The 26,292-nt window shown below is 50.5% G+C and carries 31 protein-coding genes; 13 read left to right on the top strand and 18 right to left on the bottom strand.

Features of this window, described 5'->3' with window-relative positions; translation table 11 throughout:
* The first annotated feature begins 5 nt into the window (after positions 1–5).
* From ACXJJX_RS02645 to ACXJJX_RS02625, 5 genes are all read left to right on the top strand, one after another.
* The gene (locus ACXJJX_RS02645) at positions 6–167 is read left to right on the top strand and encodes a c(7)-type cytochrome triheme domain-containing protein (RefSeq protein WP_456431697.1); all 162 of its coding nucleotides are present in this window, start codon (positions 6–8) and stop codon (positions 165–167) included.
* Between the two features lie 51 nt (positions 168–218).
* Complete coding sequence (locus ACXJJX_RS02640; RefSeq protein WP_456431695.1) at positions 219–593, top strand: hypothetical protein; 375 nt, start codon at positions 219–221, stop codon at positions 591–593.
* A 62-nt stretch (positions 594–655) separates the two neighbouring features.
* On the top strand, positions 656–1,978 hold the full coding sequence (locus ACXJJX_RS02635; RefSeq protein WP_456431693.1) for a TolC family protein: 1,323 nt from the start codon (positions 656–658) through the stop codon (positions 1,976–1,978).
* Complete coding sequence (locus ACXJJX_RS02630; RefSeq protein WP_456431691.1) at positions 1,978–3,174, top strand: efflux RND transporter periplasmic adaptor subunit; 1,197 nt, start codon at positions 1,978–1,980, stop codon at positions 3,172–3,174. The genes ACXJJX_RS02635 and ACXJJX_RS02630 overlap by 1 nt, the downstream gene beginning before the upstream one ends.
* A 15-nt stretch (positions 3,175–3,189) precedes the next feature.
* The gene (locus ACXJJX_RS02625) at positions 3,190–6,303 is read left to right on the top strand and encodes an efflux RND transporter permease subunit (protein ID WP_456431689.1); all 3,114 of its coding nucleotides are present in this window, start codon (positions 3,190–3,192) and stop codon (positions 6,301–6,303) included.
* Between the two features lie 67 nt (positions 6,304–6,370).
* Here ACXJJX_RS02625 and ACXJJX_RS02620 read toward each other — a convergent pair whose 3' ends face one another.
* The 4 genes from ACXJJX_RS02620 to ACXJJX_RS02605 all read right to left on the bottom strand — a co-directional run bounded on the left by ACXJJX_RS02620 (position 6,371) and on the right by ACXJJX_RS02605 (position 10,969).
* Positions 6,371–7,831, bottom strand: coding sequence for a carbohydrate porin (locus tag ACXJJX_RS02620; protein ID WP_456431687.1), 1,461 nt, complete (start codon positions 7,829–7,831; stop codon positions 6,371–6,373).
* Between the two features lie 276 nt (positions 7,832–8,107).
* Entirely contained in the window at positions 8,108–10,369 is a 2,262-nt protein-coding gene (gene feoB / locus ACXJJX_RS02615) for a ferrous iron transport protein B (protein ID WP_456431685.1), read from the bottom strand.
* Positions 10,370–10,436: 67 nt separating this feature from the next.
* The gene (locus ACXJJX_RS02610) at positions 10,437–10,667 is read right to left on the bottom strand and encodes a FeoA family protein (RefSeq protein ID WP_456431683.1); all 231 of its coding nucleotides are present in this window, start codon (positions 10,665–10,667) and stop codon (positions 10,437–10,439) included.
* 173 nt (positions 10,668–10,840) lie between these two features.
* Positions 10,841–10,969 (bottom strand): hypothetical protein, encoded by a 129-nt coding sequence (locus ACXJJX_RS02605; RefSeq protein ID WP_456431681.1) that lies wholly within the window; start codon positions 10,967–10,969, stop codon positions 10,841–10,843.
* Positions 10,970–11,107: 138 nt separating this feature from the next.
* Between ACXJJX_RS02605 and ACXJJX_RS02600 the strand changes: the two genes are divergently transcribed.
* The 3 genes from ACXJJX_RS02600 (at position 11,108) to ACXJJX_RS02590 (ending at position 12,420) form a co-directional block, all read left to right on the top strand.
* On the top strand, positions 11,108–11,587 hold the full coding sequence (locus tag ACXJJX_RS02600) for a hypothetical protein (RefSeq protein ID WP_456431679.1): 480 nt from the start codon (positions 11,108–11,110) through the stop codon (positions 11,585–11,587).
* Complete coding sequence (locus ACXJJX_RS02595) at positions 11,577–11,906, top strand: ATP-binding protein (RefSeq protein WP_456431677.1); 330 nt, start codon at positions 11,577–11,579, stop codon at positions 11,904–11,906. Before ACXJJX_RS02600 ends, ACXJJX_RS02595 begins: the two co-directional genes overlap by 11 nt.
* Before the next feature lie 112 nt (positions 11,907–12,018).
* A complete protein-coding gene (locus ACXJJX_RS02590) occupies positions 12,019–12,420 on the top strand; it encodes a DsrE family protein (RefSeq protein WP_456431675.1) in 402 nt (133 codons plus the stop codon).
* Here ACXJJX_RS02590 and nrdR read toward each other — a convergent pair.
* The 14 genes from nrdR to ACXJJX_RS02520 form a co-directional block, all read right to left on the bottom strand.
* Positions 12,386–12,895, bottom strand: coding sequence for a transcriptional regulator NrdR (gene nrdR / locus ACXJJX_RS02585; RefSeq protein ID WP_456431673.1), 510 nt, complete (start codon positions 12,893–12,895; stop codon positions 12,386–12,388). The genes ACXJJX_RS02590 and nrdR overlap by 35 nt on opposite strands.
* On the bottom strand, positions 12,892–13,359 hold the full coding sequence (locus ACXJJX_RS02580; protein WP_456431671.1) for a deoxycytidylate deaminase: 468 nt from the start codon (positions 13,357–13,359) through the stop codon (positions 12,892–12,894). The genes nrdR and ACXJJX_RS02580 overlap by 4 nt, the downstream gene beginning before the upstream one ends.
* The gene (gene glyA / locus ACXJJX_RS02575) at positions 13,325–14,599 is read right to left on the bottom strand and encodes a serine hydroxymethyltransferase (RefSeq protein WP_456431669.1); all 1,275 of its coding nucleotides are present in this window, start codon (positions 14,597–14,599) and stop codon (positions 13,325–13,327) included. Before glyA ends, ACXJJX_RS02580 begins: the two co-directional genes overlap by 35 nt.
* Before the next feature lie 2 nt (positions 14,600–14,601).
* Complete coding sequence (gene rpiB, locus ACXJJX_RS02570; RefSeq protein WP_456431667.1) at positions 14,602–15,048, bottom strand: ribose 5-phosphate isomerase B; 447 nt, start codon at positions 15,046–15,048, stop codon at positions 14,602–14,604.
* Between the two features lies 1 nt (position 15,049).
* Entirely contained in the window at positions 15,050–16,294 is a 1,245-nt protein-coding gene (gene fabF / locus ACXJJX_RS02565; protein ID WP_456431665.1) for a beta-ketoacyl-ACP synthase II, read from the bottom strand.
* Between the two features lie 9 nt (positions 16,295–16,303).
* On the bottom strand, positions 16,304–16,537 hold the full coding sequence (gene acpP, locus ACXJJX_RS02560) for an acyl carrier protein (protein ID WP_456431663.1): 234 nt from the start codon (positions 16,535–16,537) through the stop codon (positions 16,304–16,306).
* Between the two features lie 42 nt (positions 16,538–16,579).
* Entirely contained in the window at positions 16,580–17,326 is a 747-nt protein-coding gene (fabG, locus tag ACXJJX_RS02555) for a 3-oxoacyl-[acyl-carrier-protein] reductase (RefSeq protein WP_456431661.1), read from the bottom strand.
* Positions 17,313–18,317 (bottom strand): electron transfer flavoprotein subunit alpha/FixB family protein, encoded by a 1,005-nt coding sequence (locus ACXJJX_RS02550; protein WP_456431659.1) that lies wholly within the window; start codon positions 18,315–18,317, stop codon positions 17,313–17,315. Before ACXJJX_RS02550 ends, fabG begins: the two co-directional genes overlap by 14 nt.
* A complete protein-coding gene (locus ACXJJX_RS02545) occupies positions 18,317–19,102 on the bottom strand; it encodes an electron transfer flavoprotein subunit beta/FixA family protein (RefSeq protein ID WP_456431657.1) in 786 nt (261 codons plus the stop codon). The genes ACXJJX_RS02550 and ACXJJX_RS02545 overlap by 1 nt, the downstream gene beginning before the upstream one ends.
* Positions 19,103–20,263, bottom strand: a complete 1,161-nt coding sequence (locus tag ACXJJX_RS02540; protein WP_456431655.1) for an acyl-CoA dehydrogenase family protein — start codon at positions 20,261–20,263, stop codon at positions 19,103–19,105. It lies immediately after the preceding gene.
* Positions 20,264–20,275: 12 nt separating this feature from the next.
* The gene (locus ACXJJX_RS02535) at positions 20,276–21,256 is read right to left on the bottom strand and encodes a beta-ketoacyl-ACP synthase III (protein WP_456431653.1); all 981 of its coding nucleotides are present in this window, start codon (positions 21,254–21,256) and stop codon (positions 20,276–20,278) included.
* 6 nt (positions 21,257–21,262) lie between these two features.
* Positions 21,263–22,288: a phosphate acyltransferase PlsX gene (gene plsX / locus ACXJJX_RS02530; protein ID WP_456431651.1), complete on the bottom strand. Its 1,026-nt coding sequence runs from the start codon at positions 22,286–22,288 to the stop codon at positions 21,263–21,265.
* A gap of 8 nt (positions 22,289–22,296) precedes the next feature.
* Positions 22,297–22,485: a 50S ribosomal protein L32 gene (gene rpmF, locus ACXJJX_RS02525; RefSeq protein ID WP_456431649.1), complete on the bottom strand. Its 189-nt coding sequence runs from the start codon at positions 22,483–22,485 to the stop codon at positions 22,297–22,299.
* 108 nt (positions 22,486–22,593) lie between these two features.
* Positions 22,594–23,118, bottom strand: a complete 525-nt coding sequence (locus ACXJJX_RS02520; RefSeq protein ID WP_456431647.1) for a YceD family protein — start codon at positions 23,116–23,118, stop codon at positions 22,594–22,596.
* Positions 23,119–23,272: 154 nt separating this feature from the next.
* Here ACXJJX_RS02520 and rpmH point away from each other — a divergent pair, with 154 nt between their 5' ends.
* The 5 genes from rpmH to jag are packed head-to-tail and all read left to right on the top strand — an operon-like array spanning position 23,273 to position 26,273.
* On the top strand, positions 23,273–23,407 hold the full coding sequence (gene rpmH, locus ACXJJX_RS02515; protein WP_456431645.1) for a 50S ribosomal protein L34: 135 nt from the start codon (positions 23,273–23,275) through the stop codon (positions 23,405–23,407).
* On the top strand, positions 23,407–23,766 hold the full coding sequence (gene rnpA, locus ACXJJX_RS02510) for a ribonuclease P protein component (protein WP_456431643.1): 360 nt from the start codon (positions 23,407–23,409) through the stop codon (positions 23,764–23,766). The genes rpmH and rnpA overlap by 1 nt, the downstream gene beginning before the upstream one ends.
* A complete protein-coding gene (gene yidD / locus ACXJJX_RS02505; protein WP_456431641.1) occupies positions 23,742–23,960 on the top strand; it encodes a membrane protein insertion efficiency factor YidD in 219 nt (72 codons plus the stop codon). The genes rnpA and yidD overlap by 25 nt, the downstream gene beginning before the upstream one ends.
* An 8-nt stretch (positions 23,961–23,968) precedes the next feature.
* Entirely contained in the window at positions 23,969–25,591 is a 1,623-nt protein-coding gene (gene yidC, locus ACXJJX_RS02500) for a membrane protein insertase YidC (RefSeq protein ID WP_456431639.1), read from the top strand.
* Between the two features lie 10 nt (positions 25,592–25,601).
* Positions 25,602–26,273 (top strand): RNA-binding cell elongation regulator Jag/EloR, encoded by a 672-nt coding sequence (gene jag / locus ACXJJX_RS02495; protein ID WP_456431637.1) that lies wholly within the window; start codon positions 25,602–25,604, stop codon positions 26,271–26,273.
* Positions 26,274–26,292 lie beyond the last annotated feature (19 nt).

Below are 26,292 nucleotides of genomic sequence, written 5' to 3'. Positions count from 1 at the left end.
TCACCATGAAGAGTCTCTACGAGGGGAAATACTGCGGTGCCTGTCACAATGGAGAGATGGCCTTTGCGGCCAACACCAAATGTACCACCTGCCACATAGGCGTCAGAGGCTACAACCGCCTCATGGGTAAAGAAAAGGCAGAAGGTCACGCGGGGGGGCATCACTAAACAAAAACTATTATCTTGACAACCTTTCCGCAGGGGCTATTTTAGGCCTTAGTGAAGGCTAGATTTCTTATCTTCCTTGCAATTTTTATCGTCCTTTTTCAAGGCTGGCGTCCAGGCCAGGTACTCTGTCTGGAGCCAAGTGGCCAAATCAATCTAGAGATAGATTTTAATAAGTGTTGTCCTCCTGCTCCTAGCCATCTGAGCCTGGAAGGTCATGATCTCTGTTTGGATCTTCCAGCCTTTACAGAAACCAAAGAGGCCCCCTTTAGCTCTTGGGGGCCTGATCAGGTCCTTTCCTTCAACAAGGTAGAAGATTACCTCTCCGAGGTCATCATCCCCCAGGAAATCCACCCTTCTTCATATCCAGAAATATTCTCTCCAGAAGATCAACTCCAACAACTTAAGACCGTCTTTCTCCTGCTTTAAATCTTAAAAACTAATTAAATCTCGAACTTAGAATCAATCAAAAACTAATAAGGAGTCTTCCTATGAGAAGGGCAAAATATGTCTCGGTATTGCCTTTTCTAACATTGGTGTTACTTTTTCTAACAATAGTTTTTATCTCCTCGACAAAGGGAGCCGGAGAAGAAGCTAAACCAGTTCCAGAGATCTCTCCCCAGGGTCTCCTCACCCTTAAAAAGGCCCTTGGTTTGGCCCTACTATACAATCCGGCGCTTTCTGACTTTGCTTGGGAAGTCCGCGCTCAGGAGGCCCGGGCCATCCAGGCGAAACTTCTTCCTAACCCCGAACTCGACATCGCCATCGATAACTTCGCCGGCAGTGGCGACTACTCTGGCTTCAGATCCTCAGAGACCACCATCCAGCTCAGCCAGCTGATTGAACTAGCCGGGAAACGGCTTAAACGTTATCGCCTAGCCCTGATGGACAAAAAAGTGGCCAGTCTTGACTATGAGATAAAGCGGCTTGATATCCTCACCCGAACGGCAAAGGCCTTCATCGAAACCTTGGCCGCCCAAGAACGGGTCAAACAGTTGCAAAAGTTGGTCCTCCTCTCCGAACACGTAAAGCTGGTCATCTCCGACCGAGTCAAGGCAGGAAAGGCCCCTCCAATTGAGGAAACAAGGGCGGAAATCATGCTGGCCGACAGCCGGGTAAAGCTGGAGAAGGCCAAACGCGATCTAGAAATCGCCCGGCGGAACCTAGCGGCCATGTGGGGAAGTCAGAAGGCCACCTTTGAGAAGGTCTTAGGAACCTTGGATCTTATTGATCCTCCGCCTCCCCTGGAGGAGCTCAGTCGTCGCCTGGAAGAGACCCCAGATCTCAAAAGATGGCTTGCGGAGATCAAACGCCGGCAGGCGGCCCTTGACCTAGAGCTCGCCAGACGCATCCCCAATATTACCCTCAGTGGTGGACTAAGATATCTCAACGAGGTTGATGAATCGGCCTTGGTGATCGGGATCACCATCCCACTCCCCATCTTTGACCGCAACCAAGGAGGGGTGCTCGAGGCCCGAAGGAGGCTCTCTCAGGCCACTGTCCGCAAACAGACAGTAGAGACAGACATCTCTGCCGCTCTGGAGAGGGCCTATCGGCAGACCCTTTCGGCCTATGAGGAGAGCGTCACCCTTCGAGACGAGATCATCCCCGGAGCCAGACGGGCCTTTGAAGTCACCCTGGAAGGCTATCGCCAGGGTAAATTCAACTTTTTAAATGTCCTCGATACTCAGAAGACCCTCTTTGAACTTCGTCTACGCTATGTAGAGGCCCTGGCCCGATATCATCAGGCCCGAACTGATCTTGAACGACTCACGGGTGCCATTTCCCAAAACGGAAACAAGGAGGTCGAATAATGGATAGAAAATCCATCGTGATTCTAGGAATTATATTACTTGTTGTGGTCATCGGTTTCACCAGCCTTTGGCTGGGGAAAAAACAGGGGTCTTCTCCAGAAAGGCCCCAAAGTCCCCAGGACGAAGCCTCCCATGAAGAGGACCTTGTCCGTCTAAGCCCTGAAGAGCTTCGGGAATTCGGAGTTAAACTGGATATAGCCGGCCCCAAAGAGATCCCCGTCTACCTAGACCTACCAGGGGAGGTCAACTTTAATGCTGACCGTTTGGCCCACATTGTCCCGCGCATCTCTGGAGTAGTCCGTAAAGTTCAGCGGCGGCTGGGAGAAGAAGTGGAGGCCGGAGAGACCTTGGCGGTCATCGATAGTCTGGAACTGGCCGATCTTAAGGCCGGGTATCTAGCAGCCCAGGAACGGTTGAGTTTGGCGGAGGCCAATTATCGACGAGAAGAAATCCTCTTTAAGAAAAAGATCTCCTCTGAACAGGATTATCTTAATGCCAGACAGGCCTTGGCCGAGGCCAAAATAGCTCTCCGGGCCTTCAGACAAAAGCTTCTGGCCCTAGGATTCTCCGAAGATTACCTCCGATCCCTTAAGAAGGAAGACAACTCCCTGGGCCGGTACGAAATCAAGGCCCCCTTTTCCGGAACCATTATTGAAAAACACATCACCCCCGGAGAACGGGTTGAGGCCAACACTGTAATCTTCAGTTTGGCGGACCTTAAGACCGTCTGGGTAATGATTTCTGTCTATCGTAAATATCTCCCTTATTGCCGTCCGGGTCAGAGGGTCCTTCTAGTAGCCGGGGAAAACGTTCTTCGGGCCCAAGGGGTCATTGACTACGTAAGCCCACTTCTTGAGGAACGCACCCGAACAGCTCAGGCTCGAGTTATCCTTCCCAATAAGGATGGACTCTGGCGACCAGGAATGCTGGTCAAGGCCCATGTCCTCATCAAGACCATCACCCCCCAAGTAGCGGTCCCCAAGAGCGCCCTTCAAACTATAGATGGCAAGACCTGCATCTTCGTCAAAGAAGGCGATGGTTTTCGCCCCCGGCCGGTGATCGTAGGCCAGAAGGGAGAAGACCTAGTGGAGATCATCTCCGGACTTAGACCTGGAGAAGAGTATGTCTCCCATGGGGCCTTCATCCTCAAGGGTGAGTTGGAAAAAGAGTCCTTTGGTGAAGGGCACGGACACTAAGAAGGGGGAGATAAAATGGAAAGAATAGTCAACTTTGTCCTTTGTAATCGTCTCCTTCTGCTGGTCTTTGGCATCATCGTTCTGGGAGCAGGCTATTATAGTTACAAACAACTTCCTGTGGATGCTTTCCCTGACGTAACCCCGGCCTTGGTCCAGGTCTTTACCGAAACCGAAGGACTGGCCCCAGAGGAGATCGAAAAATATGTCACCTATCCCATCGAGGTGGCCATGAATGGATTGCCGGGGTTGAAGAAGATCCGATCCATTTCTAATTTCGGACTCTCCGTGGTCAACATATATTTTGAAGACGGAACTGATATTTATTTTGCCCGTCAAGTGGTTAGTGAACGTCTCCAACAGGCCCGAAACGAAATCCCTCCCGGTTTTGGCAATCCTCAGATGGGCCCGATCTCTACCGGGATGGGTTTGGTTCTTTTTTATTACCTTAAGGACGAAACTGGCCGTTATTCCCTTGAAGAGCTACGGACCATCCAGGACTGGATTATCAAACCCCATCTTCAGACCGTTCCCGGGGTAACGGAAGTCCTAGGCATTGGAGGATTTGAAAAACAATTCCACGTGGTGGTAGATCCCGAGGCCCTCCTCCGCTACAACCTGACCATCTCCGAGATCATCGAACGAATTAGGGCCAACAACTATAATATTGGAGCCAGCTATATCGTCAAAAATGCCGAGGAGTTTATCGTTCGTTCGGTAGGCCTAGCCAAAGGCATTAAAGATCTGGAAAATATTGTCGTCAAGACCGAAGATGGAACCCCCATTTATCTCCGCCAAGTGGCCGACATTCGCATCGGTGGTGCCATCCGGCGGGGCCTCCAGACCAGGGATGGCAAGGAAGAAGTCATAGCCGGCCAGGTCATCAAGCTCTATGGAACCAATTCTTCTACGGTCATAAAGCGGGTAGAAGAAAAAATGGCGGAGATAAACCAGATCCTTCCCGAAGGGGTTAAGATTGTCCCCTACTATGAACAGAAAAGCCTGGTAGAGGCCTGCGTTTCCACGGTAACCAACGCCTTGGTCCAGGGGATAGGGCTGGTTGTCCTGGTCCTCATGGTCTTCATGGGAAGTTTTCGTCCCAGTCTGGTAGTGGCTCTGGCCATTCCCTTCTCGGTCCTCTTTGCCACCTTGGGAATGAAATACTTTGGCATCTCAGCCAACCTCATGTCCCTTGGGGGACTGGCCATAGCCATTGGTATGTTGGTAGATGGAACGATCGTTATCGTCGAAAATGTAGACCGCAAACTTCGTGAGGCCCCTAAGGAGGCCTCTAAGTTGGGGGTGGTGGCCAAGGCCTGCCTGGAGGTAGGAAGACCGATCGTTTTTGCTATCGCTATTATCATTATTGTCTTCCTGCCTCTTTTTACCCTCCAGGGGGTAGAAGGAAAGACCTTTCGACCCCTGGCCTATACCGTGGCTCTAGCCATGCTGGGTTCTCTCATTTATGCTCTTTTCCTGGCCCCCGTTCTTTCCTCCCTCCTCATGAAGTCTTCGGAGAGCAATAAAGGTGCTCCCAGGGAAATCCCCTTGGTCCACTGGCTAAATAAAGGCTATCAGCCTCTGGTAAGAATCTTTGTCTATCACCGTCTTTTGGCCGTAGGCCTAGCTTTTACCGTACTAGCTCTAGGTATCCTCATCTTTCCAAGGTTGGGCTCAGAGTTTGTCCCTCATCTCCAGGAGGGAACTCTAGTGCTTCGTTTGACCATGCCACCTTCTATCTCCATCGATGAGAGCAAAAGAATCACTATGTTGGTGGAGAAAAGACTTATGGTCGTCCCGGAAGTCACTGGGGTGGTTTCTCGAATCGGCCGCGGGGAAGTGGGAGCCCATACCGATCCGGTAAACAGTGCCGAGATGTATATTCTCCTTAAGCCTAAGGATCAGTGGCGGGTCAATACCCAGGAGAAGTTGGAAGAACTAATCCGAGAGGAACTAGGCGAAATCCCCGGGGTTCTAACCAACTTTACCCAGCCCATTGAAATGACTGTAGACGAACTCCTTGAGGGTGTCCGGGCAGAATTGGCCATTAAGGTCTTTGGAGACGACTTAAATGTCCTTAAGGAAACCGCTGATAAGATTGCTAAGGTCATTCAAAGAATCCCCGGGGCGGTAGATGTCCAGGTAGACCAGGTTACTGGTACTCCCCAGTTGATAATTCGCCCCGATCGAGAGGCTGTAGCCCGTTACGGGCTTAATCTCTCCGACGTCCAGGAAACTATTCGGGCCGCAGTTGGAGGCGAGGTGGCCGGGCAGATCTTTGAGGGCATCCGGCGCTTTGACATCTTCGTCCGCTTCAAAGAAGACTACCGGGCCACCAAAGAGGCCATCAGCCAGATCCTCCTTCAGACACCTAGCGGAGGTTATGTACCTCTTTCTGAAGTGGCCGAGATAAAGGAGGTCGTTGGCCCGAGACAAATCACCCGGGAGAATAACCAGCGTTTTATAACCATTCAATGCAACGTCAGCGGTCGGGATATCGGCTCCTTTGTAAAAGAGGGACAAAGGGCCATAAAAGAACAGGTTGACCTTCCGCCAGGATACCTCGTTACTTGGGGAGGGCAGTTCAGGCTCCAGCAAGAGGCCAACAAGCGCCTAGCGGTGGTGGTTCCCATCACCCTTCTGGCGGTGTTTCTTCTGTTGTTTTCAAGTTTCAACTCCCTCAAAAATGCTCTGCTAATCATCCTCAATATCCCCTTGGCTCTGGTGGGAGGCATTGTAGCTCTGCTCATCAGTGGGCAACACCTCTCAGTGCCTGCCTCAGTCGGATTTATCGCCCTTTTCGGAATCGCCCTTGAGAACGGAATGGTGCTGGTGACTTGCATTAACCAGCTTCGCCAACAGGGACTTCCCCTGGAGGAAGCCTGTGTAAAAGGAGCCACCATGAGGCTAAGGCCGGTATTGATGACTGCCTGCACCAGCGCTTTGGGGCTTATCCCCTTGCTGTTTTCCACAGGTACAGGAAGTGAGGTCCAAAGGCCACTGGCCGCCGTAGTCATCGGAGGGCTCTTTACCTCCACGATCATGACCCTTTTGGTCATACCGGCAGTCTACAGGTGGTTCAGCACAAAGGAACTCTGCCAGATAGACCTGCCTCAGGGGGAGAAGGTCTAAATAAAATAAAAAGGGCGGGCCGAGTGGCCCGCCCGCCTTTCTTGTGGGGGAGCAAAAAGAGGAGAGCCTAGAATTGCCAGGTTCCCCTAAGGCTTAAAACCCAAAAGCCATCGTCATAAAGACCGGCTGGATTAACCGTCCATTGAAAGTCTGGAGTCAGGGCCAAGTTATCGCTAACCTGGCAACGATAATAAACCTCAAGATGGTACTCCGTATCAGTCTCCAGGCTTCTTCCATCCCGAGTGGCAAAAGGCCCCTTCTTCTTCCAAAAATCCTCGTAGTTTCTATTCAGCCAGACAAACCCCAAACCGAGCCCCAGACCATCATCAGGTCGGCCCCATAGAGAACCAGCAAGTTGAAAACCCAAAGAAAGAGCGTGACGAAAACCGTAAGAGAAATCCACCGACTCGATATCAAACGCTCCAGTATCGTCATAGCCGGCATAGCCAACCAAATGATCACTATCTCTCAGACCATAGCGAAGGAAAAAGCCTAAACCCTCAGCAATCTCTTGGTCCAATGAGACTCCCAGCCCCCAGGCATCGTCGGTGTTCTGGGGATTGATGCCCGCAGTATAGTAGGCCTTGAGTTGGGACCAACGAAGATGTTTTTCTCCGTTGTACCAGACAGAGAAACGATAGTGGCCAGAGCGACCAAAAGGTTTGAGATTCAAGCCCAGTTCGGCAATCAAAAAGGGATAATCAAAAATGCTATCCCAACCTCCGTCTGCGTCGGCATAACCAAGACCAAGGTTAAAGCGATCTGCCTCGTACCATAGCATCATCCCAAAACCATAGGCTGGCCACTCTACAGCAATATTGTTAACAAAGGTGCCGGAGATGAACTGGGACGTTTCATCGTTGGCATACTCATTGGTGTCAAAATCAGTGGTGATATCTACCTTACCAAAACGAAACCGGATCTTTCCCGGCCCCAAAGGAAAATCCTGTTCATACCAAGCCTCACTCACCCGGACATCCCCATCGTCGGTCTCCACAGGGACCATAGAGATGGCCTCATCAATGATTCCGGCAAAGGAAGGAATCTCATCCTCAGGATTATGTCCTGACCCCATCTCCAGAAGGAGATAAGCCCGCGAACGGGGAGAAAAGCTGGCAGTAAAATCAAGATCGACAGTGGCTGCGGCATACCCCTTGCTCTCATCGGTTAGGGCCTCTCGAGTGCCAGCCGGCTCCCGACCACCGTGGACATGAAGATTCTCCACCGTGGTATCCACCCCGGTTACTCCCTGAACTACAGTGGCCACCGAAAGGCCAATATCTAGACCCCTAATGCCCGCAGGCCTTAGAGAGCTTTCCCCCTCTGAAGGAACCGAAACCCTTTCCTCGTAACGGGAAAGCCTCTCTTCAAGAACTTTCACCCTCTTCATAAGCTCCTGATTTTCCTTGAGAACCTCCTTTAACATCTGTCTTAACTCATCAATTTCATCAGCAGAGGCCATTCCCGAAAAAGCCAGTAAAAAAAACAACACGAAACCTAACACCCCAAGACGTCTCAACGATGACATAACCCCCTCCTTCTATGGTTTTTGGTTAAGGAGTTCTTCCCTACCCCGGGATAAAAGACCTCGAGCAGATAAAAAGCCTCGAAGTCAATCTTCAGCCTCTATCTGGGCCGCCGAACCGACTTTTGCGTCAACCCACTGGCCGTACCTTCCCAGGACCTTAAGCCTTAAGTGGCTTGTTACCCCCATAGATCGGTCCATTCATATCTAATAATCTCAGATTTAATTATCAAAGAGCCTTTTTATGCTACTAAAAATAAGTAAGTAACACAAGGATTATTATCCCCAAAATGGCCCGGCAAACCTCACCCAGAGGAAGGTGAGCAGCCAGGCCACCAACATCGTCCAGAGAGTCACCAAGGCTGGCCAGCGCCAAGAGGCCGTCTCCATCCTGATCACTGAAAGGGTAGCCATGCAGGGAACCATTAAAAGAGAGAAGATCATCACAGCCATGGCCGTCACCGGACTAAAGAGAGGATCTCGACGGAGAGATTCGATTAAGGATGGATTCTCCTCTCCGACCTCCCCAAGGGCGTAGATCTGCCCCATAGTGGCCACAAAGACCTCTTTGGCTGCAAAAGCACTGGTAAGGGCCACTCCGATCCGCCAATCAAACCCTAGCGGTCTGATCAGTGGTTCAATAAGCCGGCCCAGCCGACCGGCATAACTCTTCTCAAGCCTTTCGGCAGCCTCTTGATTCTCTATCTCTTTAATCCGCTCCTGATATGCCGAATAGGCCGCAAGAACGCTTTGCTTCTGCCCCCCTGTCGCTCCGTCCTTTTGAGGTTCGGACAAAAGCCCTTCAAGGACCTCAAGGCTTAAACCTGTTTCGGTCTGAAGCCTCTGAATGGCCTCCTCTCTTAGGGCCTGATAATCTGTCTCAAGATCTGGATTGGTGGGAAAGGTAAAAAGAAGCCACATAACCACAGAGATGGCCAAGATAATCGTCCCCGCTTTACGAATATAGAGCCCAGCCCGAGTCCACATGTGGATAAAAAGCCCCTTAAGGGTAGGAAGCCTGTAAGGTGGAAGCTCCATAACAAAAGGCGGCCTTTCGCCTTTTAGAACTGTCTTTCCCCAAAAGACCACCGTAAAAAGTCCGACCAGAATTCCCAAGAAATATATCAGAAAAAGCACCAATCCCTGGAGATTAACCACCCCAAAGAGACTTCTTTCGGGGACAAAGGCAGCAATAAAGAGAACATAGATCGGAAGCCTAGCTGCGCAGCTCATAAAAGGGGCTGCTAAAATAGTCAAAAGTCGCAGACGCTGGCTTTCCAAGGTCCTAGTGGCCATAATTCCCGGAATATTGCAGGCAAAAGAAGAAAGCAAGGGGACAAAGCTCTTTCCCTGAAGGCCGAATGGAGAAAGGGCACGATCCATGATAAAGGCCGCCCGGGCCATGTAACCAGTATCCTCCAGGAAGGCAATAAAAAGAAAGAGGATGACGATCTGGGGTAAAAAGACCAGAACCCCCCCAAGTCCTCCTATCAGACCATCAATCAAGAGACTCTTTAAAAGGCCTTCCGGTATGAGGTCCCCAACCGTCTTGGCCAACCAGCCAAAAAAAGCCTCGATACCCTCCATAAAAGGAGCCGACCAGGAATAGATCGCCTGGAACATTAACCACATAAGGAATAAAAAAATGGGTAATCCCAAGAGGCGATGGCAGACAACTTGGTCGATCTTGTCTGAAAGGCTTGTTTTTTCAACCCTAGGTCGTTTAAGACTCTGGGAAACTATTTTATTTATGAGTTGATAACGGGCATCGGCCAAAAGGGTCTCCGGATCTTCGCCAAAAAAGCCCTCAAGACGCTCTCTGACCTCCTCAAGCAAAGAGGTAAATTCACCATCAAGACCGACCTTCCTCTGGAGAAGCTTCTTTACCTCAGGATCCCCTTCTAGGGCCTTAATGGCCAACCAACGAAAACGATAACCCTCAAGACCAGAGGCCCTCTCTCCTAAAAAATTCTCAAGGCGTCTTAACTCTTCTTCAAGTCTGTCAGAAAAACGGAGTTGACCATTGGCCCGGGCCGGAACTAAACCCTGGACCACACCCTTAATAGACTCCAGGAGCTTTTCTATTCCCCGACCTCGATGTCCTACGGTAGTAACCACAGGCACTCCGAGGACCTCCGAGAGGACCTGGCCATCAAGGCGAAGACCCCTTTTCTCAACCACATCCATCATATTGAGAGCAATTACTACAGGGAGCCCAAGCTCTAGAAGTTGAAGGGTCAGATAGAGATTGCGCTCCAGGTTAGAGGCATCAACAATGTTGACGACAACATCCGGACGCTCATCAATAAGGACCCGACGAGCGATAAGTTCCTCCAGGGAATAAGCAGTAAGAGAATAAGTCCCCGGAAGGTCAACAATCTTTAGGGTCAGATCTTCAAAATTCAAAAAACCCTCTTTTCTTTCTACCGTTACCCCAGGATAGTTCCCTACCTTCTGACGGGCTCCAGTAAGATGGTTAAAGATGGTAGTCTTTCCAGAATTAGGATTACCAGCCAAAGCCACAACGACTTTTCGAAACATACCCCCTCCATATAATTAATTGATTCTTTTGCTGAGAATTAATAACATTAAAGTCGTCAAAAAAAATTTACTGAGGTTCAACCAAAACACACTGGGCCTCTTCCCTTCTTAAGGAAAGATGATACCCCCGAAGCTTTATGGCCACTGGATCACCTAAAGGAGCAACCCTTTCTACCTCTAAAATGGCCCCTGGAACAAGACCCATATCTAAAATACGCCTCTTAAGAGCCCCTTTGCCCTTAATGGAGACCACCCTAAGCCTTGCCCCCGCAGAATAATCCCCTAAGCATCGCTTCATAAAAACCCCCAAAGTCTATATTTTGTCACTCAATGTCCTAAAATGACAACACACTCCCCGGACCAGGGGATAAAATCAAATAAGTTATTGCGACAGTCAATCAACAATTTGATTCAGTTTCTTGGATCATCTTCGTTCTTTCTGCCAACCTGGCAGGAAGGGCCACAGGTTCCTCAGCCACCACCACCGCCACCGCCGCCAATCATCTGACGAAAATGGTGGAAGAGAACCCAGACCGAAACCCCACCAATAACGATTACCAGTAGATCTTCCCAGGTAAAAAAAGCTCCCAAAGCAGACAAGGCTTCCTCCTTCCTAACACTGACCTTAAACAACCATAAAGCAATTTTCGTTCCTCTCCTCCAAGGCTTGCCTAAAAAAACCGCAACTGATATATCATTTTTGATTCTAAGTTTCAATAAAAAATTAAGGAAGGACAAATGTCAAAAGATCGCCATTTCTTAAGAAAACACCAATGCACCAGAGACCCGGATCATATTCTCATAGAATATTTCCAAGATCAACGGATGGAGGCAGTTCAGTTCCTGGCTAGGGGATTGGCCCACGACTTAACCAATGCTTTAACGGGCCTTTTTCTCCTTTGCTCCAAACTCAGAAAGAAGGCCTCTCCGGACATCTGGCCTCATATCCAGGGGCTGGAAGAAAGACTCGAGCAGATAGAAAAGCTAGTCCATTCCCTCAAAGATCTAGGAGAGGAAAAAGGGCAGAGGATCCCTCAGGCCTTAGAACTTTCTGTCTGGAGCTATAAAATGGCTGTCGAAATTCTAAGCCCGTTTCCTGAAGTAACCCTGTTCTCTAAAAAAGCTCCCTCTTGTCTCCCAGTAAAAATTTTCCCCGAAGAATTGTATCGAATTATTCTCAATATCTTAACTAAATTCTTTGGAAGCTATGGGTTATAAAGGACGGATCTTTTTTGAGACCAGATTCCAAAAAGTAGATAGACACTACTGCCGCGAACACGGCAATGCCCGAGAAGGAAGGTTTGCGGTAATAAGGATCAAAGATCAGGGAAAGGGAATTCGCCCCCAGGATTTGAGCCGAATATTTGACCCATATTTTTCAAGAAATAAAGGAAAAGATCGCGGCCTTGGCTTAGCTATAACCTATAGTCTAGTCAGGAAACGCGGAGGGTGGATAGACGTCCAGAGCCTGTGGGGAAAGGGATCAACATTTGAAATTTTTCTCCCCCTGGTCCACAAAGAAAATATTAAAGCCTGAACAAAAAACATCCCCCTCAGCAAAAGAGTCATAAGTTCACCCAAATAATACCTTGCCAAAGAAAAGAAATTGATATAAATAGATGTTGATATTTTTATTGGGAGGCCTAAAAATGGTAAAAAGGTTCTGGATTAGCGTAGCCGTGTTAGTCGGCCTTTTGGCTGCAGTTGGCCCCATATGGGCCCAGAAGAGTCAAAAATTGGCTATTGTTATCTCTACCGATGATTCTGAGACTGCTTGGCAGGCCCTAAGAATAGCCAATTACGCCCTGGGCCAAGGCGATCAGGTCTCTATTTTCCTTTTTGGCAAGGGGGTGGTCATCTCTGAGAGAGAAAATGAAAAGTTTGATATCGTTGATAAGTTGGAAGATTTTCTGGACGGAGGCGGAAAACTCTTTGCCTGCCAGACGGCCATGAAGATGCATGGGATCAAACCTTCTGAATTCTGCCCCCTTTCCGGAAGAAAGGACCTTTATAGGCTCATCTGGCAGAGCGATCGGGTATTGGTCTTTTAGATTTATTGGCCGAAGGGGGACGGCGAGTCTTTAAGAGTTGCTGAACCTGTTCGATAAATTCTGAAACATCTTTAAACTGGCGATAAACTGAGGCAAAACGCACATAGGCCACCTCATCCCATTCATGCAGCTTCTCCATAACTCGCTCTCCGATAAAGACACTGGGAACTTCTTTTCCCCCTCGTTCGATGAGTTCCCGTTCAAGGGCATATACAAAGGTTTCGATTTGATCCATGCTGATAGGGCGTTTCTCACAGGCCTTTTTGATCCCCTCGATGATCTTACGGCGGCTAAAGGCCTCCCGCCGACCATCTTTTTTGACTACCATGGGGAGAGTTTCCTCAACCTGTTCATAGGTGGTAAACCTGTGGTTACAGGAGAGACATTCTCGGCGTCGCCGGATGGCGGTTCCGTCTTTGGTAGTCCGGGAGTCAACCACCTTGGTTTCGGAATGACCACAACGAGGACACCTCATTCCCGTAACCTCATCACCCTGACCCCGGCCTCCTCCAACATGTCTTGAGAGAGATCATCAGGATAGCCGTCTAGGTAAAACACCTCCTCGACACCAGCATTGATGAGCATCTTGGTACAAATGACGCAGGGGAAATGGGTACAAAAAAGGGTAGCCCCAGCAATACTAATACCATGATAGGCGGCTTGAATGATGAGGTTCTGCTCGGCATGAAGGCCGCGGCAAAGTTCGTGTCTCTGACCAGAAGGAATGGAGAGTTGTTCCCTCAGGCAACCTATCTCCAGACAGTGTCGCAGACCTGAAGGGGCACCATTGTAGCCGGTGGCCAATATGCGTTTATCTTTGACAAGAAGGGCCCCGACCCTGCGCCTAAGACAAGTTGATCGCTCGGCCACCAAGCGAGCGATACTCATAAAATAGGCCTCCCAGCTAGGCCGACTCGACACCGCTGTGGTATCTCTCATGAAGCTCAGGATACAATGGATAGGCCCGGCAGAGTTCTATAACCTTGGACCGAACCTCTTTTATCAGGGCCTGATTGGCCGGATCCTTGAGAATAGCCCCAATCCAGGAGCCAATAAGCTCCATCTCTGACTCCCGCATCCCTCGACTAGTAAGGGCAGCTGTCCCCAAACGGATACCGCTGGTTATCGTAGGCTTCTGAGGATCAAAAGGAATGGCGTTCTTGTTGACCGTAATGCCGGCTTGATCCAAGGCCAACTCAGCCTCTCTGCCAGTAAGACCTACACTGCGAAGGTCAAGGAGCAAGAGGTGGTTGTCCGTCCCTCCAGAGACCAAACGAAATCCCTGACCTTTTAAAGAAACAGCCAAGGCCCGGGCGTTAGCCACCACCTGCTGAGCATAGGTCTTAAATTCCGGCTGGAGGGCCTCCTTGAAACAGACGGCCTTGGCGGCAATGACGTTCATCAGGGGGCCCCCTTGGATCCCGGGAAAGATCTGGCTATTAAGAAGCCGACTGTATCTTTCCTTGGCCAGGATAAAGCCACCCCTGGGGCCTCGTAAGGTCTTATGGGTGGTTGAGGTGACAAAATCGGCAAAGGGAACCGGTGAGGGATGGATGCCCGCCGCCACCAAACCGGCTATATGGGCCATATCGACCATCAAGTAGGCCTCGACCTTGTCAGCGATAAACCTAAAGGCCTCAAAATCTATCGTCCGGGGATAGGCACTGGCCCCAGCGACGATCAGCTTGGGTCGAGACTCAAGGGCCAGCCTTTCGACTTGTTCATAGTCGATGGTCTCCGTCTCCGCAGAAACCCCGTAGTGAACAACTCGATAGAGACGACCAGAAAAATTGACCGGACTTCCATGAGAAAGATGCCCCCCGTGGGCCAAGTTCATAGTCAAAATGGTATCTCCTGGAGAAAGGCAGGCAAAATATACGGCCATATTGGCCTGGGTTCCCGAATGAGGCTGCACATTGGCATATTCCGAACCAAAAAGGGTATTGGCCCTTTCGATAGCCAAGGTCTCTGCCTGATCTACATATTCGCATCCCCCATAATAACGTCGACCAGGATAGCCCTCGGCGTATTTATTCATCAAGACACTACCCTCGGCCTCCATCACCGCCAAGCTGGCAAAGTTCTCCGAAGCAATTAGCTCCAGCTTCGTACTCTGGCGATAGAGCTCCTGACCGATAACCGTAAAAATCTCTGGATCCACAGTCTTAAGATGACTCATGTTCACTTTTCCTGAACGGTAAGTTTATCAATCAATTCCAGCCTTCTGGCATGGCGCCCGCCTTCAAACGGGGTCTCCAAAAATATTTTGACCATCTCAAGGGCCAGGGCTTCTCCTACCACCCGACCACCGATGACCAAGATGTTGGCATCGTTATGCAACCTGGACATCCGGGCCGTATAAAGCTCATGACAGAGTGCAGCCCTCACCCTGGGGAACCGATTGGCCACCAAGCTCATCCCGATCCCTGTACCGCAGATGAGAACTCCGCGCTCACAGTGGCCCTGAGAGATCTTCTCGGCCACTTGAGCCCCAAAGAGGGGATAATCCACCGATTCGCAGGAATAACAGCCGGCATCTTCAACTTGGTGGCCAAGTTCCTCAAGAAGGACCCTGATCTTTTCTTTTAAAGGAAAACCGGCATGATCTGCCCCTATGGCTATCCGCATACTAGCCCTCGAACTTCTTAAATATCAAGACAGCGTTAGTCCCCCCAAAGCCAAAGGAGTTAGAAAGGACCACTCGGACGTCAGCCTTTCGAGCCTCATTGGGTACATAGTCCAAATCGCACTCCGGATCAGGATTTTCATAGTTGATAGTCGGCGGGATGATACCCTCAACAATGGTCATTACCGAAAAGACCGCTTCCACTCCCCCGGCTCCTCCAAGGAGATGGCCGGTCATGGACTTGGTAGAGGAGACAGCGATCTCTTTGGCCCTTTCCTTAAAGACCGTCTTGATGGCCCTAGTTTCACAAAGATCATTTAAGGGGGTACTTGTCCCATGGGCATTTATATAATCAACATCCCGATAGCTAAGGCCAGCATCGGCCAGAGCCATCTCCATACACCGGGCCGCTCCCTCTCCATCCTCTGGGGGAGCAGTCATGTGGTAGGCGTCAGCGGTAAGACCATAACCTACTATCTCGGCCAGAATTCTAGCCCCCCTAGCCTGAGCGTGTTCCAGAGCCTCAAGGATCAAAATTCCGGCCCCCTCCGCAATGATAAATCCGTCTCTTTCGACATCAAAGGGGCGGCTGGCTCTCTCTGGATCGTCGTTAAACTTAGTGGAAAGGGCCTTCATCGAAGAAAAGCCAGCAAAAGCCAAAGGAGTCATCACCGACTCGGCTCCCCCAGCAATCATTACATCGGCCTGCCCGTACTGGATGAGCCGAAAGGCTTCCCCGATCGCGTGGCTCCCCGCAGCACAGGCTGTAGAGAGAGCCGTATTGGGACCTTTGGCATTAAACATGATAGCGATCTGACCTGCGGCCATATTGGGAATGATCATGGGGATAAAAAAGGGGGTTATCCGTCGAGGGCCCTTATCCTTAAGGACAAAGGCACTCTTTTCAACCACCCCCATACCACCCATACCTACCCCGACCACTGTACCTACACGCTCAGCCAGATCTCCCTTAACCTCCAAAGCGGCATCCTCTACAGCCATCCGAGCTGCAGCCACGGCGAAATGAATAAAAGTATCCAGTCGAGAGACAAGTTTCTTGGGGAGAAAGTCTTCAGGACGAAAATCCTTAACCTCCCCGGCTATCCGGCTAGGCATGGCCGAGGCATCAAACTTGGTAACCGGTCCGATCCCCGATCTACCAGCGATAAGATTCTCCCAGCTCTCCTTGACCCCCACTCCCACAGGGGTAACTGCCCCCAGCCCTGTAATGACGACCCGGCGCCTCACGATAGACTCCTAGCCCTGATGGGTTTTGATATACTCGATGACGTCCTTAACCGTCCGAAGTTTCTCCGCCTCCTCATCAGAGATCTCAAGGCCGAAGGCCTCTTCCATAGCCATAACCAACTCCACTAGATCAAGAGAATCGGCTCCTAGATCATCGATGAAAGAGGCCTCAGGTTTAACCTTATCCCGAGAAACACCCAGTTGTTCTGCAATGATTTCCATCACCTTTTCCTCTACGGACATGGCTTCCTCCTTAGCACATCCAAAATTTTTATCGTTAAGTCCCTACATGTATAGACCACCATTTATGTGGATTACCTGACCAGTAATGTAGCCAGCTTCTTCTGAAGCCAAAAAGGCAACTATTGCCGCCACCTCTTCCGGCTGTCCGTAACGCCCCAAAGGTATCTGGGAAAGGAGGGCCTCTTTGACCCTGTCTGGAAGTGATGCTGTCATCTCGGTTTCAATAAAACCAGGGGCCACCACGTTGACCGTAATTCCCCGGCTGCCCACTTCGCGGGCCAATGATTTGCTGAAGCCAATCAATCCAGCCTTGGAAGCCGCATAGTTTGTTTGTCCAATATTGCCACTTGCCCCGACTACAGAAGAAATATTGATGATTCGACCTGAACGTCTCTTTAGCATCCTCGGAACTATCACCCGACAACAATTAAAAGCCCCTTTAAGATTGACCCCTATGACCCTATCCCAATCATCCTCCTTAAGACGGATCAAAAGACCATCTTTGGTGATCCCGGCATTGTTGACCAGAATGTCAATCCGTCCTTCGGTAGTGAGCACCCCTTTCAAGGCTTCCTCTGTGGCCTTAAAGTCGGAAACATCAAAGACCAGGATCTCAGCCCATCCTCCCTGATCCTTGATCTTTCTGACCACCTCCTGGGCCACCTCCGGGCTACTGGAGCAGGTTAGATAGACCTTTGCTCCTTCTTCGGCCAAACGTTCGGAAATCGCCCGACCAATACCCCGTGAACCACCGGTAACAACAGCTACCTTCTCTTTAAGACCCTTCACCCTTTATCTCCTTGATACGCCTTATAAGAGAGGCCAGAACCTCCCGGGCATCAGCCACCAAACCATAGGTGGCTATTTTGAAGATCGGGGCCTGGGGGTCGGTATTAACAGCAACAATAACCTCTGCTCCTTTAAGGCCTACCGTGTGCTGGACAGCCCCAGAAATACCAAAAGCCAAGTAAAGGCGGGGGGAAATGGTCTCTCCAGTCACTCCTACCATGGCCTCGGGTCCAACCCAACCAAGTTCAACCACGGGCCTAGTAGCCCCCAGCGCCCCCCCTAAGAGGTTAGCCAGCTCAGCAATCAGGGAAAAAGCCTCCTTGTTTTTAAGTCCAAGACCACCAGCGACTACGATCTGGGCTTCTCTTAAAGACTTTCTGGAAGGCTTAAGGGGAACATGAGAAAGAATTTCAAGGATCCCTGAAAAAAGATCCTCCTCTGGCCAGGAAATCTCTTCTATCCTACCAGTAGCTGGAGACTCTAGTGGGCTGGCCCGAAAGACCCCCGGACGAACTGTGGCCATCTGGGGCTTAGTCTTGGAGGTGATTACGGCCATGACATCTTCTCCAAAAGATGGACGGATCTGGAGAAGAGCTCTGTCTTCGGGGCGAACCTTAAGCTCTGTACAATGGGCGGTAAGGCCCAACTCTAACTCAGCCGCCACCCGAGGGAGAACCGAAAGGCCTAGGCTGGTAGCCCCGGCCAGAAGAATTTCCGGAGCCTCTTGAGAGACCAATCGAGAGAGAATCCGGGCAAAGAGATCATCGCGGAGATGTTCGAAGGGATGTCCCCGAAGGAGTTTTATCCGTTCAACCCCATAGTTAAAAAGGGGGGAAGGATCAACCTCCGGCCCCCCGAAGAGCACTGCTGTCACCTCTGCATTTAGGTTAAAGGCCAACATGCGGGCCAAAGTAGCCAATTCATAGGAAACCGGCCTTGGACCCTTCTGACCAGTCTCAGCAAGGATCATCACTTTGGGTCTCTCTGGCATCAGATAAGGCCCCTTTCCTTGAGAATAGAAACCAACCGGTCGACCATCTCTTCAGTATTGGCTCCCTGAATTATATCTCCCCGGGCTTCATAGGTGGGGGTAAAAACATCAACTACCTCGGTGGCCGAGCCAGCCATCCCTATCTTGGCAGGATCGGCTGAAATCTCGGCCCCACCCCAAACCGGGATCTCCTGCCCCCGAACAGCTAAAAGCCTCTTTAGTGAAGGGAGTCTAGGACGGACCCAATCTTTATCTACGGTTATTAAGGCCGGAAGGCTGACCCTCAAGGCCTCTTTGGAGTGATCTGTAACCCTGGTGACCTCAAGGAAACCATCCTTCAACTGAGCGGCAATCACCTGAGTCACGGAAACGATCCCCAGCCTCTGAGCCAGCTCCGGACCAACCTGAGCAGTCTCACCATCAATGGCTACCTTCCCACAGACAACCAAGTCAAAGGGTCTCAACTTTTCTATGGCCCGGGCCAAAGTATAACTAGTGGCCAAGGTGTCAGCTCCAGCGAAGGCCCGGTCCGAAAGGAGAATGGCCTCATCTGCCCCACAGCCCAAGGCTTCAACCAGGGCCTCTTGGGCCTGAGGAGGCCCCATGGAGACAACAACCACCCTTCCCCCAGCCGCCTCTCGCAGACGAACGGCCATCTCCAAGGCAAAACGATCATAGGGGTTTATGATCAACTGGCTGTCCTCTCGAACAAGCCGATGGGTCTCAGGATCGACTTTAACTGCTCCTGGGCGAGGAACTGTTTTAAGGCAGACGATAATCTTCATCTATTTGTCCTTTCGGCTCACCTCTTTGGCCAGTTCTCGGGCAATAACGTTGCGCTGAATCTGGTTGGTGCCTTCATAAATCTGGAGAACCTTAGCGTCCCGCATCATCTTCTCCACGGGATAATCTCTCATATATCCGTGGCCCCCAAGAACTTGGACAGCCTGAGTAGTCACCCACATGGCCATATCCGTAGCGTACATCTTGGCCATGGCCGAGGCTTTAGAGATGTCCTTGGCTCCGGAATCAATATAGCGCGCCACAGAATAAACCAGGGCCCGCGAGGCCTCGATGGCCGTAGCCATATCGGCTAGTAGATGTTGGATGGCCTGAAAAGAGATTATCGGTTGACCGAATTGGATCCTTTCCTTAGCAAAACGGAGAGCCTCCTCGAAGGCCGCTTGGGCCAGTCCTACCCCGATTGCCCCTACTCCCGGACGAGCCAGATCCAGGGCCTTGAGGGCCAGAATAAAGCCCATCCCCTCTCGGGAGATAAGCCGATCCTTGGGGATTCGGCAGTTATTAAGATAAAGGTCCCCGGTCACAGAGGCCCGAATCCCCATCTTTTTCTCCAACTTTCCGACCGAGAAACCCGGATCTCCTGTCTCCACGATAAAGGCACTGGCCCCCCGCGGACCCTTGCGAGGGTCAGTAAGGGCAATCACCACATAAATTTGGGCGACACCGGCGTTAGTAATCCACTGTTTGACGCCATTAAGAATATAATAATCGCCGTCCTTTACAGCCCTGGTCTTTATAGCCGAAGCATCACTGCCTGCCTGAGGTTCGGTAAGGGCAAAGGCGGCCAGCTTTTTCCCAGAGGCTATATCTGGAAGATATTTCTCTTTCTGGGCTTTGCTGCCTCCCAGAATAATAGGGTAAGCCCCCAAAGAACCAGCAGCAAAAGTCGTCGTCACTCCTGCACAGGCCTTGGCCAGCTCCTCCAAGACCAAACAAGCCTCAAAAGTACCAAAACCAAGCCCTCCATATTCCCTAGGGATAATAAGGCCAAAGAGATCGGTCTCGGCGAGGGCTTTGACCGGCTCCCAGGAAAATCTTTCTTCTTCATCAAGTTGGGCCCGCAAGGGTTTGATTATCTCCTCGGCCACCCGCCGGGCCACCTGGACAATAATTTTTTGCTCTTCGTTGAGAAAGTAGTCCACCAATCAACCCCTTTACCATTTCATGAGCACCGAGGCCCAGGTAAAACCTCCCCCGAAGGCTAACATCAGGAGGAGATCCCCTGCCTTTAGGCGACCTTCCCTCACAGCCTCATCTAAAGCCAACGGAATACTTGCCGCCGAGGTATTACCATACTTGTGAATATTGATAAAGACTTTGTCCTCTGGGAGCCCTAATCTTTCTCGCAGGAAGTCTATAATTCGGACATTGGCTTGATGGGTAATTAAAAGGTCTAGATCCTTACCAGTCAGCCCTTGTTCTCCGAGAGTCTCCAGGGCTACGGACTCCATAGCTCGGACAGCATTCTTAAAAACCTCCCGTCCGTTCATCCGGATGTAGAAATCTTCAAGAGGAAGGTCACTGCCTACGGGATAACGACTGCCACAGCCCTTTAAAGTCAAAAGCTCCCAGAGACGGCCATCGGCTCGAAGATGGGTAGAAATAATACCCCGCTCCCCACCTCTAGAGCCAGTAACAACCACGGCTCCGGCCCCATCTCCGAAAAGGACACAAGTGGTCCGATCCCGCCAGTTAACCTTGGCCGAGAGGACTTCACTGCCGATTACCAGGATTTTCTGTCGAGGATCGGCCTTAATGAAACGATCGGCTACCGTAAGAGCATAGAGGAACCCCGAACAGGTAGCCGAAATATCCATAGCCCCAGCCTGAAGTGCCCCTAGGTTCTTTTGAACCAAACAGGCCACCGAGGGCATAGGCATATCCGGAGTCATGGTGGCCACAATAATAAGGGCAATCTCCTTGGGGCTCAGGCCAGCCGTCTCTAAAGCCCGGCGGGCGGCCTCTGTGGCCAAAAAAGAGTTGGATTCCCCTTCTGCTACCACCCGTCTCTCTTTGATACCAGAACGAGTAGTAATCCACTCGTCAGTGGTATCGACCATCTTTTCTAGGTCGGCATTAGTAATTATTCGAGAAGGAACTTTCGAGCCGGTTCCGACGATTACGCTCCGAGCCAAGATCCTTCAACCTACCTGAGACTTGATGAGAAAAAGATCCTTTGACTGGACCAACGATTGACGAAGCTTCTGGGGAACCCCACGTTCGGCAAACTCTTTGGCATTGCGGACGGCGTTTTTGATGGCCTTTTCTTGAGAGCGGCCATGACAGATAATAGCTACCCCAGCCACTCCCAAAAGAGGCGCTCCACCATACTCCGCCCAATCTACCCGCCGGCGAAAGTTTGAGAAGGCCTTTCGGGCCAAAAGATAACCCAGACGAGAGGCCATCGAGGCCTTTATCTCTCGAGAAAGCATCTTGAGAATAGATTCTGCCAACCCCTCTGAAAGTTTAAGACAGATGTTGCCTACAAAGCCGTCACAGACGACAACATCCACATCACCCTTAAAGATGTCTCGTCCTTCAATGTTGCCAACAAAGTTCAAAGAACTTTGCCTAAAAAGACCAAAGGTTTTTTTAACAAGCTGATTCCCCTTGCCTCCTTCTTCCCCTATAGATAGGAGCCCTACCCGAGGGCTTTCATAGCCGAGCACCTCCTGGGCAAAGACTGCAGCCATCAAACCGAACTGAAAAAGGTGGCGAGGCTTACAATCAACATTGGCTCCCGCATCTATGAGGACCGTCGGGGCCTTGAGAGTAGGGAAAACTGTAGCAATGGCCGGTCTTTCAACCCCTTCTATCCGTCCCAGAACAAACAGGGCCGTAGCCAGGGTAGCCCCGGAGTTGCCCGCCGAAACCACTGCTGCCGCCTCCCCTTTCTTGACCAACTCAAAGGCCACCCTTATGGAAGAATCCTTTTTACGGCGCAGGGCCTCAGAAGGGGCCTCGTCCATCTCCACAACCTGGGTAGCCGGGGCGATCTTTATAGGAAGACCCTCAAAATCCACCGAGGCCAAGGCCTCTTCTATGGCCTCTTTAACCCCAACCAATATTATCCCGACCTGATGTTCTCTGGCTGCCCAAACAGCCCCATGGACAAGGACCTGAGGCCCCAGATCCCCACCCATGGCATCTACAGCTACCCAGATCATCGTCTAAATTAGACCTCCGCCTCCGAGACCTTTATGAACTCCCTTCCCCGATAAAAACCGCAGCTGGGACAAATCCGATGGGGAAGCTTAGGCTCTTTACACTGCGGACAACTAGACAATGAAGGAGGAGTCAGAAACTTGTGAGCTCGTCTCATTCCCCGCCTGGAACGGGAAGATTTTCTCTTGGGAACGGCCATAACAACCTCCTTAAAACCCGAGATTCTAACAAAAATTTTCTCCCTGAGACGGGTATGGCCATAATACAAAAATGACGCCCATCTCTACAAGGAGAAATCCTTAAAAAACTAACTTGACACCTTTAACTTTTTTAAAACGGCAAATGGACTGTGACGGATTTCCCTCTCACACTGACACTGCCTTTCGTTCAGGTTAGTCCCACATACCGGACACAGCCCCTGACAGGTCTCCCGACAGATATTACGCATAGGAAGCGCAAGAAGAATCTGCTCCCTTAGAACTAGGCCCACATCCACAACCTCACCGTCAAAAAAGGAGACATCAAGGTCCTCCTTGCGAAGGCGAACCTCTTCTGCCCCGCCAGAAGGCGGAGGCATGATGATGAGCTCCAGAGTCTCCTTAATCTCATAAGTAAAGGGCTCAAGACACCGATCACAGTTAACTATCAGGCTAGTATCCACCCATCCTCTGACCCTGACATTGGGACCAATGCGAGCCAGATGAATCTGGGCCTTTATTTGATCGGCCACCTTAGCAACATCGGCCAAAAGAGCCCCTTTGTCCTGGATGTTCAGATCCAGGCCCTCGGGAGGGACATCCTCCAGTCTGATCTTGAGATCTTCTCTTTCCATTTTCACAGAGCCTTGTACTCACCCAAGGCAGGTTTTAGGATAAACGCTCACTATATTAAGAGAGTTTTTCTTGTCAAGCATTGCTTGACACCCTATCCAGGTTGTGTTTATTAAGACCAGCTTTTTTCCTGGAGCTCAAGGAGAGGTCTGAGATATGAAACGCACCTTTCAACCTCATAACCTTAAAAGAAAGAGGACCCATGGATTCCGGGCCCGGATGAGAACCAGGGGCGGCCGTCGTGTTCTGGCGCGCCGGCGGGCCAAAGGGCGTAAGCGCCTTACCGTTTAGTGCCCTCAGAAAGGCTTAGTCGCGAAGAGCGCCTCTGCCGCCGGCAAGACTACCTCCGGGTGTACCGTCAGGGGGTCCGCCTCTATCTCCCTTATTTAACTATAATTGTCGCCCCTAATCGAGTAGGGATTACCAGATTGGGTATCAGTGTCAGCCGGGAGATTAAAGGGGCTGTTAAGAGAAACCGGACCAAAAGGCTTTTGCGAGAGTTTTTCCGCCGTCACAAGTCCCTTTTCCCCAAGGGACATGACGTAGTCTTTATTGCCAGAGGGGACCTTTGGAAGCGGAAATTTGAGGATCTCGAAAGGGGTCTAAAAGAGGAATTCTCTAAGAAATGGCCAGAATTTTTATCGGGCTGATCAACTTATATCAATTCCTGATCTCCCCCCTTTTTCCACCTAGTTGCCGTTTTGTCCCCACCTGCTCGGAATTCACCAAAGAGGCTATCAGGCGCTTTGGTCCCCTCAAAGGGTTTTATTTAGGCCTTAAAAGGATCCTCCATTGCCATCCATTTCATCCTGGTGGCTATGACCCCGTACCAGAGAAGGAGTAGGCTCACCTATGGAACAGCGGACGTTAATTGCAGTAATAATCTCCATCTTTATAATCATTGGTTATCAATATCTGGTAAGCACCAAATTTGCTCCTCCCCCAGAGATAAAAAAGCCCCCTCAGACAGTTCAAGATTCCCCGAAGGTCCCTGAATCAACCCCTCGGCAGGCCTCCTTCTCCTCTGAGAAGACCAAGAAGAAATCCCTCTCCCGGGTCAAGCCCCGAGAAGTCACCATAGAGACTGATCTTTACCAGGCCGTAATTACCGAAGAGGGGGCCAGACTAAAAGGATTTATCCTCAAAAAATATCGCCAGAGTGTGGATAAAGACAGCCCCCCAGTGAATCTGGTTACCAGCCCCTCTGACAGGCTCCCTCTTGAGGTTTCTCTGTCTGCAAAGCCCGGGCTCTCTGTAGCCTTGTTTTTAAGCCCCAAGACCAAGATCGATCTCACCGGGGAACGCCATCGAGCGTCCATCCCCTTTATCCATGAGGCCGAAGGAATTTTCTTGGCCAAAGAGTTTACTTTTAAGAAGGACTCCTATCTAATAGAATTTACTGCCCGCCTTCGAAATGATAGCCAGCAGGTCATTAAGGATCGCCTCAGCATCCATCTTTTCAACCGGCCTTTCGTTCAGAACAATCGCTATGTCTTTGTCGGCCCAGCCTACTATGCCCACGAATTCACAGAGGTAAAACTTAAAAAACCCGGAGCTACCAGTAGCTACTCTGGTGAAGTCTCCTGGGTAGCCTATCAGGGTCCCTACTTTATGATGGCCCTTCTGCCCAAAGACCACCTCTCCTGGGAGCTTAACTTCAAACGGTGGGATGAAAAAACCGTGGAGACCAAGCTTGTCTCCCCTCCTTTAATCCTAAAGCCAGGGGAAGTAAAAGATTTTCGCTTCTCCCTTTATTTCGGCCCCAAGGAGATCGAACGCCTTAAAGCCATTGGACGTGATCTCGACAAGGCTATTGATTTTGGCTTCTTCACTCCCATTGCTAAACCTCTCCTTTATGTACTTAAATTTTTCTATCGCTTTGTTCACAATTACGGGATTGCCATTATTCTTCTTACAGCGATCATCAAACTAATATTCTGGCCCCTTTCTCACCATAGCTATAAATCCATGCAACAGATGCAGAAACTACAGCCTCACATCGCCCGGCTTAAGGAAAAGTACGGCCATGATAAAGAAAGGCTCAATCGCGAGCTGATGAATCTCTACCGTAGCTACAAAATAAATCCTTTAAGTGGTTGCCTACCCATGCTCCTTCAGATACCGGTCTTCTTCGCCCTTTATAAGGTTTTATTAGCGGCTATTGAACTCCGCCACGCACCTTTTGCCCTCTGGATAAACGATCTCAGTGCCCCGGATCGGCTCTACATCGGTTTTGACATTCCCTTTTTGGGAGGAGTTCCAGTGCTCACTATTCTCATGGGAGCTTCTATGTACTTCCAGCAGAAGATGAGCCCTTCGAGCCTGGATCCGATGCAGCAAAAGATGATGTCCTTAATGCCCCTTCTTTTTACGGTAATGTTTGTTAATTTTCCCTCGGGATTGGTTCTTTACTGGTTGGTGAATAATGTTTTATCCATCGTTCAACAGTACTACATTAACAAAAAGCTGGCATAAGGGACGAGCTATGAATATCCAAGAGGCGGAATTTGAAGGCAAAACAGTTGATCAGGCCATTGAGGCCGCCTGTGAACACTTTGGTGTCCCTTCGGAAGACCTTGAGGTGGAAATCATTACTTATGGCTCTACAGGGCTTTTCGGCTTAGGTGGGAAAAAGGCCCGAATCAAGGCCCGTATAAAACCTGAGCGCCTTCTGGCCGAACGGGCCCAAAGGGCGGAAGAAATCCTCAAAGGAATTCTGGAAAAAATGGATCTCGAAGCAGACCTTCTCCCGGAAATAAATGAGGACGGAATCAAGCTTGAGATCAAAAGTCCTGATGCTGGCCTGATCATCGGCCAGGGTGGCAGTACCCTTGAGGCCTTGGAGTATCTGGTCAACAAACTTACGGCCCGCCAACTCGGCCAGGGAGCCAAAATTGTCCTTGATGTCGAGGGTTATCGGGGGCGCCATGTCGAGGCCTTGGAAGAACTGGCCCGGAAGACTGCCCATCAGGTCCGCCGCACTGGCAAAAGTGTCACTCTTAAGCCCATGAGTGCCAGAGAAAGGCGGATAATCCATCTGGCCTTAAAAGAAGAGCCCCGAATCAAGACCAAAAGCATCGGTAGCGGCGAGCGACGCCGGGTGGTAATCTTTGTAGAAAAAGGACGAGGAGAGAAGAAAGCCCGTCCTCGCCACTGATGTCTCGAGGTCTTCTAGA

It is taken from the genome of Thermosulfuriphilus sp., assembly GCF_054026695.1.
Note: the sequence above shows the minus strand (reverse complement) of the source record. Positions and strands in the feature narration are given on the sequence as shown.

Excerpts from the sequence above, each read along its gene's own strand:
- ACXJJX_RS02645 (WP_456431697.1), top strand. The coding sequence starts at position 6 with ATGAAGAGTCTCTACGAGGGGAAATACTGCGGTGCCTGTCACAATGGA.
- ACXJJX_RS02635 (WP_456431693.1), top strand. The coding sequence starts at position 656 with ATGAGAAGGGCAAAATATGTCTCGGTATTGCCTTTTCTAACATTGGTG.
- ACXJJX_RS02630 (WP_456431691.1), top strand. The coding sequence starts at position 1,978 with ATGGATAGAAAATCCATCGTGATTCTAGGAATTATATTACTTGTTGTG.
- ACXJJX_RS02625 (WP_456431689.1), top strand. The coding sequence starts at position 3,190 with ATGGAAAGAATAGTCAACTTTGTCCTTTGTAATCGTCTCCTTCTGCTG.
- ACXJJX_RS02620 (WP_456431687.1), bottom strand. The coding sequence starts at position 7,831 with ATGTCATCGTTGAGACGTCTTGGGGTGTTAGGTTTCGTGTTGTTTTTT.
- feoB (WP_456431685.1), bottom strand. The coding sequence starts at position 10,369 with ATGTTTCGAAAAGTCGTTGTGGCTTTGGCTGGTAATCCTAATTCTGGA.
- ACXJJX_RS02610 (WP_456431683.1), bottom strand. The coding sequence starts at position 10,667 with ATGAAGCGATGCTTAGGGGATTATTCTGCGGGGGCAAGGCTTAGGGTG.
- ACXJJX_RS02600 (WP_456431679.1), top strand. The coding sequence starts at position 11,108 with ATGTCAAAAGATCGCCATTTCTTAAGAAAACACCAATGCACCAGAGAC.
- ACXJJX_RS02595 (WP_456431677.1), top strand. The coding sequence starts at position 11,577 with ATGGGTTATAAAGGACGGATCTTTTTTGAGACCAGATTCCAAAAAGTA.
- ACXJJX_RS02590 (WP_456431675.1), top strand. The coding sequence starts at position 12,019 with ATGGTAAAAAGGTTCTGGATTAGCGTAGCCGTGTTAGTCGGCCTTTTG.
- nrdR (WP_456431673.1), bottom strand. The coding sequence starts at position 12,895 with ATGAGGTGTCCTCGTTGTGGTCATTCCGAAACCAAGGTGGTTGACTCC.
- ACXJJX_RS02580 (WP_456431671.1), bottom strand. The coding sequence starts at position 13,359 with ATGAGAGATACCACAGCGGTGTCGAGTCGGCCTAGCTGGGAGGCCTAT.
- glyA (WP_456431669.1), bottom strand. The coding sequence starts at position 14,599 with ATGAGTCATCTTAAGACTGTGGATCCAGAGATTTTTACGGTTATCGGT.
- rpiB (WP_456431667.1), bottom strand. The coding sequence starts at position 15,048 with ATGCGGATAGCCATAGGGGCAGATCATGCCGGTTTTCCTTTAAAAGAA.
- acpP (WP_456431663.1), bottom strand. The coding sequence starts at position 16,537 with ATGTCCGTAGAGGAAAAGGTGATGGAAATCATTGCAGAACAACTGGGT.
- ACXJJX_RS02550 (WP_456431659.1), bottom strand. The coding sequence starts at position 18,317 with ATGCCAGAGAGACCCAAAGTGATGATCCTTGCTGAGACTGGTCAGAAG.
- ACXJJX_RS02545 (WP_456431657.1), bottom strand. The coding sequence starts at position 19,102 with ATGAAGATTATCGTCTGCCTTAAAACAGTTCCTCGCCCAGGAGCAGTT.
- plsX (WP_456431651.1), bottom strand. The coding sequence starts at position 22,288 with ATGATCTGGGTAGCTGTAGATGCCATGGGTGGGGATCTGGGGCCTCAG.
- rpmF (WP_456431649.1), bottom strand. The coding sequence starts at position 22,485 with ATGGCCGTTCCCAAGAGAAAATCTTCCCGTTCCAGGCGGGGAATGAGA.
- ACXJJX_RS02520 (WP_456431647.1), bottom strand. The coding sequence starts at position 23,118 with ATGGAAAGAGAAGATCTCAAGATCAGACTGGAGGATGTCCCTCCCGAG.
- rpmH (WP_456431645.1), top strand. The coding sequence starts at position 23,273 with ATGAAACGCACCTTTCAACCTCATAACCTTAAAAGAAAGAGGACCCAT.
- yidD (WP_456431641.1), top strand. The coding sequence starts at position 23,742 with ATGGCCAGAATTTTTATCGGGCTGATCAACTTATATCAATTCCTGATC.
- yidC (WP_456431639.1), top strand. The coding sequence starts at position 23,969 with ATGGAACAGCGGACGTTAATTGCAGTAATAATCTCCATCTTTATAATC.
- jag (WP_456431637.1), top strand. The coding sequence starts at position 25,602 with ATGAATATCCAAGAGGCGGAATTTGAAGGCAAAACAGTTGATCAGGCC.